The following is a 13203-nucleotide window of genomic DNA, read 5'->3' as shown; positions in this document are numbered from 1 at the left end:
TAATATATGGGTATAAATAATATAGAAGTAACTCCAAATGTGAAATCAAATACTGTATATATATCTGAAACATTCTTTTATAAGGATGCTCAGGGGGTGGATATTTTTACTGAAAAGTGGTATCCGACTAAAGATAAAGATATATATGGTGTTATACAAGTAGCCCATGGTATGGGAGAAACTACTGATTATTATAGAGAATTTAGCCAGGAGATGGTTAAAGCTGGTTTTATTGTATATATTAATGAGGGACGTGGACATGGTAGAACAGCAGGAGACATAAATGAACCATCCTATGCAGAAAATGCAGGATATATGGGAGAAGATGGAGTAAATTGGATGGTTGAAGATATAAAGTTGTTGACGGATATTATAAAAAGGCAGAACCCGTCATTGCCAAATTTTCTTTTGGGCCACAGTTTAGGTTCAGTTTTAGCTCAGATATATGCCTATAAATATGGCAGTGAGGTAAATGGAATCATATATTCTGGGACTACAGGCCCGATTCACATAAAAAAAATAGCAGAGTTAATTGAAACAGCAAGTAAAGAGGCAAAAAAGATTGGAAGAAAGGCTGTGAGTATTGAAGCTTCAAATATATTTTTTGAGCATTTTAATGATGAATTTCAACCTTCTAAAACAGATTATGATTGGCTGACAAGTGATTCTAAAATGCTTGAGGATACATTAAATTCTCCTTATGCTGCAGTAGAATATAAGGTCGGCTATTTTGAGGATTTATTTAATTCTTTAAAGGATATACACAAGCCTTCTGTTGTGGAAAGAATACCTAAGGACTTACCTATATTTTCAATATCCGGGAGTAAAGATCCCTTTGGAGATAATGGAAAGGGTATAAAGGAACTGTTTAAAATATATAAACAATATGGTATTAAAGATGCAACTTATAAGATATATGAAAATGGAAGGCATGAAATGCTTAGAGAGGTAAATAGAGACGAAGTAATAAAGGATTTGCATAATTGGCTATATAATCATATATAATTAAAATAATATATAATTTTAAAAAATAATATTTGCAAAGCTCACTGGTAAACCAGAGGCTGCATCCCTAAAAAGATGCGGCCTTTTTATATAAAATTAATTTTAATAAATTTTTAAGGGGGTTTTTTAATGTCAGAAGAAAATTTAAGATTTGATACCATAAAAATAAGAGGAGGTTATAATTCTAAAGAACATAATCACTCTGTATCAGTTCCAATCTATGAAACTGCAGCATTTGATTTAGGAAGTACAGACAGGGCAGGAAGATTGTTCTCATTTTCAGAACTGGGATTTATCTATTCAAGACTTAGTAATCCCACAGTTGAAGTATTAGAAAAAAGGGTTGCTGCTTTAGATGGAGCAGCAGCAGCCATTGCACTAAGTTCCGGTATGGCCGCTATAACCTATACACTTCTTAATGTAGCTGAAGATGGAGGAAGGATACTTACAACTCCTTATCTTTATGGAGGAACATTGGATGGTTTTAAAAAGTTATATCCTAAATTTGGTATTGAAATAGATAAGTTTGATGATTTCAATAATCCAGAAGCTCTTGCAAAACAAATAAAGCCGGATACTAAGGCTATATTCGTAGAAAGCATAAGTAATCCAAATGCTGCTGTAGCAGATATAGAAAAAATTGCAAAAGTAGCGCATGAACATGATATACCACTTATTGTAGATAATACACTAGCTACACCATATCTTCTTAATCCAATAAAATATGGCGCCGATATTGTAATTTATTCAGCTACCAAAGCACTTAATGGTCATGGCAATGTAATTGCTGGAATTATACTGGAAAGTGGCAAATTTAATTGGGAAAGTGGCAAGTTTCCACAATTTTTGGAACCTTACTATACTCTAAGAAACCCTGAAGGTAGAGCGAGGAATTTTATTGAGGTATTCCCAGATTTTCCATTTATCACGAGAATAAGACTTAATTATTTGAATTATTTTGGTGCAGCACTTAGTCCTTTTGATGCTTATCTGGTGTTATTGGGCCTGGAAACCTTATCTGAAAGAATAGAAAAGCAGTTGTCAAATACTAAAAAAATAATTAGCTATTTACAAGAAAACAGTAATGTTCAGTGGATAAAATATCCTTCGTTAAATGATAGTCCCTATAAAGAACTCAGTAAAAAATACTTGCCTAAAGGAGCTGGCTCTGTATTTTCCTTTGGACTTAAAGGCACAGATGATCAAATAGATAAATTTTTAAATTCAATAAAATTATTTAGTTATCATGCCAATATAGGCGATTCTAGATCTCTCATTGTAAATTCACCTAAGACAACTCACAGTGAGCTTACTCCGAAGGAAAAAGAATTTTCACATATAGAATCCAATACAATAAGGCTTTCCATAGGACTTGAAGATGCAGAAGATCTTATTTGGGATTTGGAGCAGGCATTTGAAAAAACCTTCTCAGAAGAGCTTCAGGAAGTATTAAAATAGAAAGATGAGGGGATTATCATGAAAAGATTTAAAAATTTAGCTGCTATTTTTTTAATAGCAGCTTCTATTCCAGTTTTTACTGCATGTGGGCAAAATAACTCTTCTACTGGATCTACAGGAAAATACAAATATGGAAAACTTCAAATTCAGGCTCTTGGAGGAGGAGTTTGTGGTGCTCCAGCTTATATAGCCAAGGAAAAAGGATTCTTTGCTAAAGAAGGATTTGATGTAACTCTTGTAAGTGGAACATTTGAAGAACAAAAAACCGGACTTGCAAGTGGTGGGTTTACTGTTACCAATGGTGATTTTCAATTTTTTCCTTCAGTTCAACAAGGCCTTGATATTAAAGTTATAGGTGGGCTGCATAAAGGTTGTATTAAATTGGTTGTACCTCCTAATTCCCCTATAAAAACTGCAAATGATTTGAAGGGAAAGAGAATAGGGGTGGATGAAATAGGAGGAACTCCAATGGCTATTACCACTCTTGTACTGGCTAATGCGGGAATTGATCCAACCAAAGATGTTAAATGGATACCTTATCCACTTGATCAATTGACAAAAGCTGTAGATAAAGGCGATGTGGATGCTTTTGCTGCATGGGATCCATTTGCCACCCTAGCTGAACGAGATAATAACTATAAAGTTATAACGGATATTGCACAGGATCCATTGTTTAAAGGAAAATCATGTTGTTTTTTATATGCATCTAATAAAGAAATCAAAGAGAATCCGGAAAAAATTGCAGCTCTTGTAAGAGCATATAAAGAGGCAGATGACTGGATAGCAAAGAATCCAGAAGAAGCTGCCAAAATTGAAGTTGATAAAAAATATGTATCAACTACGGATGTAAAACTTGTTACTGAACTTATAAAAAATTATGATTTTCAATATACTACAGATGCTGCAAAAGAAGATGTTAAATATTTTGTAGGACAGTTAAATAAAACTGGATTCTTAAAAAAGGATACAGATCCTGAAAAATTTGCCAATGATGTATATTATGATGCATCAGGCAAGTAAAGTATTGGCATATTTTCACATATATAGTAGGAAGGAGAATTAAAGTGAGCATTTTAAGTGAATTGGTGAGTTCAAAGGCTATATCCAAATCAAAAATTTTACCAGAGGGCACTGATAAAATAAATGTAGTAAGAGCGCCTGATACAGTAAACTGGAAACCCAGATCAAAAGTTTGGACAGTTTTACAAATTGTTGTTTTTATTGTAGCTTTAATTGAAAATTTTGCACTGCCTACAGTGCAGGAAGTTAATTTACTACCCTATAGAGTTATGCTGATACTCTTTATAGTTTACCTGGGAATAACATATATCATATCCTTTTCAAATGAAAAACTAAGAGCAAAATTTAATCATAAAGCCCAATTTTATTTTGCTATAGGAATTGGATTTACAGCATGGGATATATTGTCTACTAAAACTAATATACTGCCTCTGCCATTTTTCCCTGGACCAGCTCAGATAATTCAGGTAATTGTTGAAGATTGGAGTACACTTTTGATGAGTACTGCTTATTCCATGAGACTTTTAGTTATAGGTTTTATAGTAGGAACATTTTTAGGATTGGTAACAGGAATTCTAATGGGATGGTACAGACAATGGTATTATTGGTTTTTCCCTGTACTTAAAGTCATAGGAGTAGTTCCTGCAGTAGCATGGATACCTGTAGTAATGGTAATATTTCCATCAACTTTGGTTTCAGAGGCAGCTCTAATTGTACTTTGTGTATGGTTTCCAGTGGCTTTTATGGCTTCTGGAGGTATAGAAAATATACCTAAATCCTATTTTGAAGCAGCTAAAACCCTTGGAGCAGATGAAAAATTCTTAATATTTAAAATAGCTATACCCGGTGCTATGCCATCCATATTTACAGGTATTTATACAGCTACAGGACTTTCATTTACTACACTTGTGGTTTCTGAAATGGTAGGAGCAAAGGCAGGGCTGGGGTGGTATATAAACTGGGCTAAAGGCTGGTCGAATTATGCAAAAGTTTATGCGGCCATAGTCATAATGGCAGTAGTTTTTTCTATTGTATTGGCAATTATATTTAAAATTAGAGATAAGGTACTTATATGGCAAAGGGGGCTGTTAAAATGAAAAAATCTCCAGCTTTCAATAATGCTGCTATTGAAATAAAAAATGTAGATAGAACTTATATAGATGCAAATGGCAATTTAGTTGAAGCCTTGCGTAATGTAAATCTAAGTATTAGAGCGGGAGAGTTTATTTCATTTGTAGGATCATCCGGGTGCGGCAAGACAACGCTTATGAGACTTATAGCAGGCCTTGATAAGCCTCAGTCTGGAGAGTTGTTTTTAGATGATAAAAAGATAGAAAGCACTAATTTTGAAAGAGGATATGTATTTCAACAGGCAAATTTATTTCCCTGGGAAACCATTGAAAATAATATTGCAGCAGGACTTAAGGCCAGAAAGATTTATAGAGAACATAAAGGTGAAGTTGAAGAATATATAAAACTTACAGGACTTCAGGGATTTGAGAAATCATATCCTCACCAGGTTTCAGGAGGGATGGCCCAAAGAGCTTCTCTTGCCCGTGCACTTATAAATAATCCCAAAGTACTGCTTCTTGACGAACCTTTAGGTGCGTTGGATGCTTTTACGAGAATGGATTTACAGGATAAATTAATAGAACTCTGGCAAAAAAGAGGAACAACTATAGTGCTTGTTACCCATGATGTAGATGAGGCAATTTATCTCAGTGATAGAATAGTAATTATGACTCCACGTCCAGGAAAAATAGAGGATGTGGTAGAAGTAAAAATTAACAGGCCTAGAAATAGAAATGAATCCGAATTTATTGAGATCAGAAAACAAATACTTGAAAAGTTACATTTAGCCAATAAACATTAAAATCAAGTGATTCTTAGGTTCAGGTGGAGTTTGCTTATAAGAACTGCTTTTCTCCAGCTGAACCTTAGAAGAACTTATCCAGGCGCGTAGCACTGCTTATCCTCCATTTTGATAGAAGATGGGGTGTTAGCAATGGTAGCGATCGGATAAATTATATAATAAGATGTAAGGTGAGCATTATTAATTGAGAAAATGCTCACCTAAATTTTAGTCCAATGAGAAAAATTAATATAAACCCTTCAATTATTTTACCTATGTCAGGTTATCAAGATTTACCTTTAAATGAAGTTCCGCAGTTTTTGCAGGTTATAGTTATTCTCCCCTTTTTTTTTGGTACTCTCAATTTTTGAGCACAATTTGGACATTTGAATACTTTATAGGGATTATGTGGATTATTTGAATTTATAAAATTTTTTACTTTATAAATTAAAGGCGAAATAAAATTCTCATAAGCCTGTAACTCCGTGAACCTTTTATATTTATTCTTTGAAATACATCTCCAGCTGCTGTATATTATAAATACAAGCCCTAATGTGTAGGCAGGTCTTATAAGGAGAATTATAATTCCTCCAATATAAAGATGTTTAGAAAGTTTATCCATACCATAGCTGTCTCTGAAATAATAGGAAATTTTATTTAAAAATTTGTTCAAAGTTATCACCTTGTATAATGAACATATAGTAAAAATTCATTATACTTTTCCTTTCTTAGAGATTTTTACTATAATTATCATAAGACGCTGTGGATTAGTTTTATCACCTATAGCTGGACTATTTTAATTGAGGATCTAACCACTGTCTTATGCTTATCTGTTAATTAGTTAGATAACGCATGACGTTTTATATATAGCAAGGATACATTTGCATGAGATTTGTGGAACATGGCGTATAATACTATAAAGGAGTTGTTCTTATGATTTATATTGGTATAGATATAGCAAAAAACAAACATGATTGCTGTATTATAGATTCAGATGGTGTTGTTTATAATGATTCTTTACGTATATCCAATTCCCGTCAAGGGTTTGAATTACTTTATTCTTCAATACTTTCCATTCTGCCTGACAAGGATATTTCCAACGTAAAAATAGGACTTGAATCAACAGGTCATTACAGCACCAATCTCCAAAACTTTTTGTATGCTAAAGGCTTCAAGCTCTCCATTCTCAACCCTTTAGCTACAAATCTCTTCCGTAAAGCCCAGTCTCTTAGAAAAACTAAGACTGATAAAACGGATGCATTGGTTATTGCTAAAATGCTCTTTTCTGATGATACAAAATCCTATTCTCCTGTATCATACCAGATTCAAGAGCTAAAGTCATTAACCAGGCATAGATATCGCTTAATTGGATATAGGTCTAAGTTGAAAACATCTGTCAATAGATTGGTAGATATTATGTTCCCCGAGCTGCCCGATCTTTTTTGGTCAATTCATCAATCTTCTTCCTATGCCCTTTTATCCATACTTCCAAGCCCAAAAGATATAGCTGCCTGCCACCTGACCAAGCTAACAAACATACTAAATACAGCTTCCAAGGGCAAGTATGGAAAAGATAAAGCTATTTCTCTAAAGGAGTCTGCTGCAAATTCTATTGGCACTAACTCAAGGTCTCTAAGTTTTGAACTCAAGCAAACCATTAGGTTAATACAGTCAGTACAACACGAGATTGATTCCTTAGAGCTTCTCATAAAAGAAATCGTTGTTGAGATCAATTCCCCACTTATTAGTATTCCAGGAATTTCATATACCCTGGCAGCTATAATATTGGCAGAAATCGGCGATATTAAAAGATTCACCACTCCCTGTAAACTCCTGGCCTTTGCCGGATTAGATCCCTCCACCTATCAATCTGGAAAGTACACTGCATCCCATACACCCATGGTCAAACGGGGTTCTGCCTACCTTAGATGGGCCATACTTATGGCTGGGAGAACTGTTTCAATGAGAGATGCCACTTTCTCTGCATATTTGTCGAAGAAACGCTCTGAAGGCAAGCACTATTATGTTGCCATGAGCCATGTTGCTAAAAAATTGATACGTATAATATTTCATCTTCTAAAGACCAATGCAACTTTTGCTCCACAAATATAAACTTATCCATAAAAATTAATATTTTTCAAAAAGCAATTTTCCATTGCTCTTTTTGTCATGCTTTCTTTTTTCAATTAAATAACTATAAAAATCTTTTGATTTTTAACTTGACTTCATATAGTTAGTCTCTGGGAATAAAATTTTAGAATCAAATATGAGTTTACATAATAAAACAATATATTTTTAGATAATTATACAATATAATCTTCATTTTTGCATTATTTTAAATATTATATTTGAATTTATTTTATAGAAATAATATTATTAATGGATAGAGTAATGTTAGGGGTGTATAAATTGGAATTGATGAAAAAATATATAAATAATTACTGGAAAGGATTCTGCCTTGCTATATTTTTTCTTTCTATTGAGGCATTATGTGATTTAATGCAGCCTACTATAATGTCCAAAATAGTTGATATAGGTGTGGCAAACAAACAGATGGACTATGTAATTCAAAAAGGTTTGATAATGCTTATGGTCACAGTTGTAGGGGCATTGGGAGCCTCGGGACGCAATATACTATCTGGGAGGGTGTCTCAAAAATTTAGTGCGGAGTTAAGGGCAGATTTATTTGAAAAGATTCAAAGTTTTTCTTTTGACAGCATTGATAAATTTGAAAATAGTTCTCTTATAACACGTCTTACAAATGATGTGACTCAAGTGCAAAATTTTGTAAATGGGCTTATGAGAATATTTGTAAAATCACCTCTTGTGTGTATTGGAAGTATTATTATGGCATCAAGGCTTGATTTACACCTGGCAGTAATACTTTTCATTGTAATACCAATTGTAGCTGTATTTATATTTTTCAATATGAATATAGGATACCCGTATTTTATGAAGGTTCAGATAGCTTTAGATAGGGTAAATTCTGTGATGAGAGAGTATTTATCTGGTGTAAGGGTAGTAAAAGCCTTCAACAGGTTTGATTATGAAAATGAAAGATTTAAAGAGGCAAACGAGGAATTAGGAAGATTATCTGCCCTTGCAATGCGTGTAATGGCTGTATTTTCTCCTACTAGAAGCCTGGTTATAAATATAGGAATAGCATGTGTTTTGTGGATTGGAGGAAAATATGTCAACAGTGGAAGTATGCAGGTAGGACAAATAATTGCATTTACAAATTATATGACCCAAATATTATTTTCAATTATGATGATATCTGCAGTTTTTAATATGTTTGTAAGATCTAAAGCTTCTGCAATACGTATTTTTGAAATAATTGAGGAAAAAAGCAGTATTAATTTTAATGAAGGTGTTTCAAATTTAAGAGAAATTGGAAGGGTAGATTTTGAAGATGTGAGTTTTTCTTATGCAAACGGCCATGAAGTTATCCATAATATTAGTTTTACCTGCATGCAAGGGGAAACCTTAGGCATTATTGGAGCTACAGGTTCAGGCAAAAGCAGTCTTGTAAATCTTATTCCAGGATTTTATGATGCTGTCTCTGGTAGGGTAAAAGTTGATGGAGTAGATGTACGGGATATAAATAAAAGAATTTTAAGAGAAAAAATAGCCCTTGTACCCCAGAAGACAATGCTGTTTACAGGAAGTGTTCTGGAAAATATAAGATGGGGTAAAGAGAATGCCTCGCTGGAAGAGGTTAAGAAGGCAGCTGAAATTGCAGAAGCGGATGAGTTTATCTCTGGATTTCCGGAACAATACAATACAAAACTTGGACAGGGAGGAGTGAATTTTTCAGGAGGTCAAAAACAGCGGGTTTCCATAGCTCGAGCCTTGATTAAAAAACCTGAAATACTCATACTGGATGATTGTACAAGTGCTGTAGATGCATCAACCGAAGTTAAGATAAGAGAAAAGCTTAAAAAATATTCAAATAATTTGACTTGTATAATAATTGCCCAGAAAATATCATCTGTAATATCTGCAGATAAGATAATCGTGCTGGATGAAGGAAAGTTGGTGGGTATGGGAAACCATGGCCAGCTTATGAAAAATTGTGAAGTTTATAAAGATATTTTCTTGTCTCAGGTTGGAAAGGAGGTAATTTAATATGGGTGAGAGGGACAAATATAATAAGAGTGATATAAAAATGCCTCTGGGACCGAGAAGAGGAGTAAGAGGAAGAGGAAGTATTGGTCCTGTGGAAAAACCAAAAAATTTTAAGAAAACATTATTTAGACTTTGGAAGTATTTTGGAAGTGAAAGAAAACTTTTAGTTATAATATTTATATTTGTAATAATAGATTCTATCATAGGGCTTCTTGGACCCTATCTTATAGGAAAGTCTATTGATGCTATGTCAGAATTAAGGGGAAAAGTGAATTTTGATATACTATCTGTAATGGTTATATTGCTTTTATTTACATATGTATTAGATGCCATTTTGACTTTTTTTCAGGGGTGGCTCATGGCTGGTACTGCTCAGAAAATAGTGATGAATCTTAGAAGAAGCTTATTTGACAAACTTCAAAAATTACCAATTTCTTTTTTTGATATGAATACTCATGGAGAAATAATGAGCAGATTGACTAATGATATAGAAAATGTAAGTTCTACCATATCTCAATCCACTACTCAACTTATGTCAGCAGTAGTGACAGTGTTAGGATCTTTTATTATGATGCTTATTTTAAGTCCTATTTTGACTTTTGTAACTCTTATTACAGTGCCTATGGTGTTTTTTCTTACTAAGGGTATCGCAAAAAATACCAGTGTATTATTTAAAGAACAGCAGGTACAGCTTGGAAAACTCAATGGACATATAGAGGAGAATATATCCGGCATCCATGTAGTAAAAGCTTTCAACCATGAGCAGAAGGCTATAGAAGAATTTAAAAAAATAAATTACAGTTTAAGTCAGGTAGGATTGAAAGCTCAAATTTGGTCCGGATTCTTAATGCCTATTATGAATGTAATAAACAATATAGGTTTTGCTGCTGTAGCTGGTGTAGGGGGGATTCTGGCTGTAAAAAATATTATAACCATAGGAATTATAGCCAGTTTTCTAAGTTATTCCAGACAATTTGCAAGACCATTAAATGATATAGCCAGCATATTTAATACACTTCAGTCTGCTGTTGCCGGTGCCGAGAGAGTATTTGATATATTGGATGAAAAAGAGGAGATAAAAGACACTGCTGAAGCTGTAACTCTTGAAAATACAAGCGGACAGGTTACTTTTGAAAATGTAAATTTTAGTTATAGAAAAGATTTTCTAATATTAAACGATATAAATTTTAATATTAATCAGGGCACAAGTGTTGCCCTTGTTGGACCTACAGGAGCAGGGAAGACAACTATTGTAAATTTGCTTGTCAGGTTTTATGATGTATCCAGTGGGAGAATTTTAATCGATGAAATAGATATAAGAAATTATACAAGAGATAGTCTTAGAAAGTGTTTTGGCATAGTTCTTCAAGATACCTATCTTTTTACAGGTACAATACTTGAAAATATTAAATATGGTAGATTGGATGCAGATTTTTCTCAGGTTAAAGAGGCAGCACAGGCAGCAGGTGCAAATCAGTTTATTGAGAAATTTCCTCATAAGTATGATACTATGTTACAGGAAGGGGGAAGTAATTTAAGTCAGGGAGAGAGGCAGCTAATAGCTATAGCAAGAGCTATACTTTCAGATCCTTCCATACTTGTTTTAGATGAAGCTACAAGTAATGTGGATACAAGAACGGAACTTAAAATACAAAGAGCCATGCGTAATCTTATACGGAAAAGAACCAGTTTTATAATTGCCCATAGATTGAGTACTATTAGAGATTCAGATATTATAATGGTAATAGATGGAGGAACAATAGTAGAAGTGGGAAATCATAGTGATTTAATAGGGAAAAAGGGCATATATTACAATATGTACTGTAACCAGTTGATTAATAGTTAATAAGGTATGTTAAAATCAATAACAATCCAGAAAGAGACAAATTACATTAAAGTCTTAAAGTACAAAATGTGTTAATAAAAATGTTGAAAAATGTTAATTGATTTGTAATACAACTATAATATAGTTATTTTAACCGGAGTATTTTAAAAGTTTTTAGTGTGCCAAAATATTATATGGAGGTGATAAAGTGTTTAAAAAAATATACAAGTTTATGATAATAGGTATGTTAGTTATATTGTTATCCTCTGGTGAAATATGTTATGCTGCAGAAGAATATAAAATTTGGAACAATAATAGCATCTCTACTGTAAGCGATAAGAAGATCTGGACTATTACTTTTAATAAAGATATTGATTTAGATTCTGCAAAAAATTTTATAAAAGTATATGAACAGGGGAGTAGTACGCCTTTAGAAGTTAATATTATAAATACCTCTTCAGATACAATACAGGTTTCTCCTATAAGTTCATATGCAGAGGGAAAACAATATGTTTTGGTAATAGATAGTGGATTAAAATCTGTTGAAGGTAAAGAATTAAATGAAGGGGTAAAATATAATTTTACAGTACAGAAAAGTAATTTAAATAACTCAATTGATATAGAAAATTATTCACAATACTATAATGCATTAAAAGATGCATTGTATAATTATGAAGATACTTTAATTTTAAATATAAGTAATTATGACAAAGATAAATATAATCTAGATGTTATAAACAAGATATTAATTGACTATTCTGATTTAAGGACAAGATATTCAGGAGCAGCAAGCAATGTTGAATATACAAGTCCTGCAAAAGTTACTATAAATTTTAAGTATACAGATACAAAGGAAAGTTTAATAGAAAAAGAGAAAATCGTGCAGCAAAAGGTTAGTGAACTTATAGACACTTTAATTACTTCTGATATGGAAGATTACCAAAAGGAACTGGTACTTCACGACTATGTAGTTAATAATACCAAATATGATGAAAGAGCATATAAAGGTAATATGCCGGAAGACTCTTATACAGCTTATGGGGTTTTGATAAATGGAGTTGGAGTATGTCAGGGTTATGCAGATGCTGTGGATAGACTTCTTGTGGCGGCAGGGGTAGAGTGCAGGATGGTGATAGGGGATGCAAATAATGGTACTGAATGGATTGGACATGCATGGAATATAGTGAAAATACAGGGGGAGTATTATCAATTGGATTCTACCTGGGATGATCCCGTTATAAGTGATGGCTCAAATAGGCTTTCTCACTCCTATTTTAACATAACCGATGATCAGATTGCCAAAAATCATAGGTGGAATACAGATGAGTATCCTGAATGTACCAGTACAGAATACAGTTTTGACAACCTTAATGTGGTGGAGAAGGATGTTTACGGCAATGATATAAAAGTTGTTGATAACTATAATGATTTTTATAGTGCAGTAGAAGAGGCATTATCACAAGGGGAAAATTCTGTAAGTGTAAAAATATTGAATTATAATTCAAGTGAGTATAATATAACCCAGACTTTAAATGAAATATGCAAAAAGTACAATATTTCAGAGGAAGTTACTATAACTACTTACTCAGATGAAATTTCAGGAGCAAAGTATGTTGTCATAGTAAAATCTTAAGTTATTGTCAGTTATCAATGTAAATTTTTGTAGTATTTATAATTTAAGTCAATAAAATTGTATTAAAGATTACAATTTTTTTAAAAGTTTCTATTGACAAGTGAAAAAAAGAAGTATATATTAAAACCATAGTTAAAACTTAATAATATGCTTTCGGGGCAGGGTGAAATTCCCGATCGGCGGTATAGTCCGCGAGCTGATTATCAGCAGGAACTGGTTGGATTCCAGTACCGACAGTAAAGTCTGGATGGAGAAAGTGGAAGTTTTTTGTAGTATGTATTT

The 13203-nt window shown here is 33.0% G+C and carries 10 protein-coding genes and 1 riboswitch; of the genes, 9 read left to right on the top strand and 1 reads right to left on the bottom strand.

Annotated features, from left to right (window positions below):
- The first annotated feature begins 6 nt into the window (after positions 1–6).
- From BS101_RS11670 to BS101_RS11650, 5 genes are all read left to right on the top strand, one after another.
- Complete coding sequence (locus BS101_RS11670; RefSeq protein WP_073538980.1) at positions 7–1005, top strand: alpha/beta fold hydrolase; 999 nt, start codon at positions 7–9, stop codon at positions 1003–1005.
- A 129-nt stretch (positions 1006–1134) separates the two neighbouring features.
- Entirely contained in the window at positions 1135–2463 is a 1329-nt protein-coding gene (locus BS101_RS11665) for an O-acetylhomoserine aminocarboxypropyltransferase/cysteine synthase family protein (RefSeq protein ID WP_073538979.1), read from the top strand.
- A gap of 18 nt (positions 2464–2481) precedes the next feature.
- Positions 2482–3483 carry an ABC transporter substrate-binding protein gene (locus tag BS101_RS11660; protein ID WP_073538978.1) on the top strand — a complete coding sequence of 334 codons (1002 nt, stop codon included), beginning with the start codon at positions 2482–2484 and terminating at the stop codon, positions 3481–3483.
- Positions 3484–3527: 44 nt separating this feature from the next.
- Positions 3528–4580: an ABC transporter permease gene (locus BS101_RS11655; RefSeq protein ID WP_083585707.1), complete on the top strand. Its 1053-nt coding sequence runs from the start codon at positions 3528–3530 to the stop codon at positions 4578–4580.
- The gene (locus BS101_RS11650) at positions 4556–5356 is read left to right on the top strand and encodes an ABC transporter ATP-binding protein (protein ID WP_073538977.1); all 801 of its coding nucleotides are present in this window, start codon (positions 4556–4558) and stop codon (positions 5354–5356) included. Before BS101_RS11655 ends, BS101_RS11650 begins: the two co-directional genes overlap by 25 nt.
- 265 nt (positions 5357–5621) lie before the next feature.
- Here the strand turns inward: BS101_RS11650 and BS101_RS11645 are convergent, their stop codons facing one another.
- On the bottom strand, positions 5622–6008 hold the full coding sequence (locus BS101_RS11645) for a hypothetical protein (protein WP_156876032.1): 387 nt from the start codon (positions 6006–6008) through the stop codon (positions 5622–5624).
- 260 nt (positions 6009–6268) lie between these two features.
- Here BS101_RS11645 and BS101_RS11640 point away from each other — a divergent pair, with 260 nt between their 5' ends.
- The 4 genes from BS101_RS11640 (at position 6269) to BS101_RS11625 (ending at position 12921) form a co-directional block, all read left to right on the top strand.
- Complete coding sequence (locus tag BS101_RS11640; RefSeq protein ID WP_073538976.1) at positions 6269–7447, top strand: IS110 family transposase; 1179 nt, start codon at positions 6269–6271, stop codon at positions 7445–7447.
- Between the two features lie 297 nt (positions 7448–7744).
- On the top strand, positions 7745–9463 hold the full coding sequence (locus BS101_RS11635; protein WP_073538975.1) for an ABC transporter ATP-binding protein: 1719 nt from the start codon (positions 7745–7747) through the stop codon (positions 9461–9463).
- Between the two features lies 1 nt (position 9464).
- Positions 9465–11309 (top strand): ABC transporter ATP-binding protein, encoded by a 1845-nt coding sequence (locus tag BS101_RS11630; protein ID WP_073538974.1) that lies wholly within the window; start codon positions 9465–9467, stop codon positions 11307–11309.
- Between the two features lie 187 nt (positions 11310–11496).
- Positions 11497–12921, top strand: coding sequence for a transglutaminase domain-containing protein (locus tag BS101_RS11625; RefSeq protein WP_073538973.1), 1425 nt, complete (start codon positions 11497–11499; stop codon positions 12919–12921).
- A gap of 145 nt (positions 12922–13066) precedes the next feature.
- Positions 13067–13183: riboswitch (FMN riboswitch) on the top strand.
- The last annotated feature ends 20 nt before the right edge of the window (positions 13184–13203 follow it).

This window comes from Clostridium kluyveri (genome assembly GCF_001902295.1).
GTDB lineage: Bacteria > Bacillota > Clostridia > Clostridiales > Clostridiaceae > Clostridium_B > Clostridium_B kluyveri_B.
Note: the sequence above shows the minus strand (reverse complement) of the source record. Positions and strands in the feature narration are given on the sequence as shown.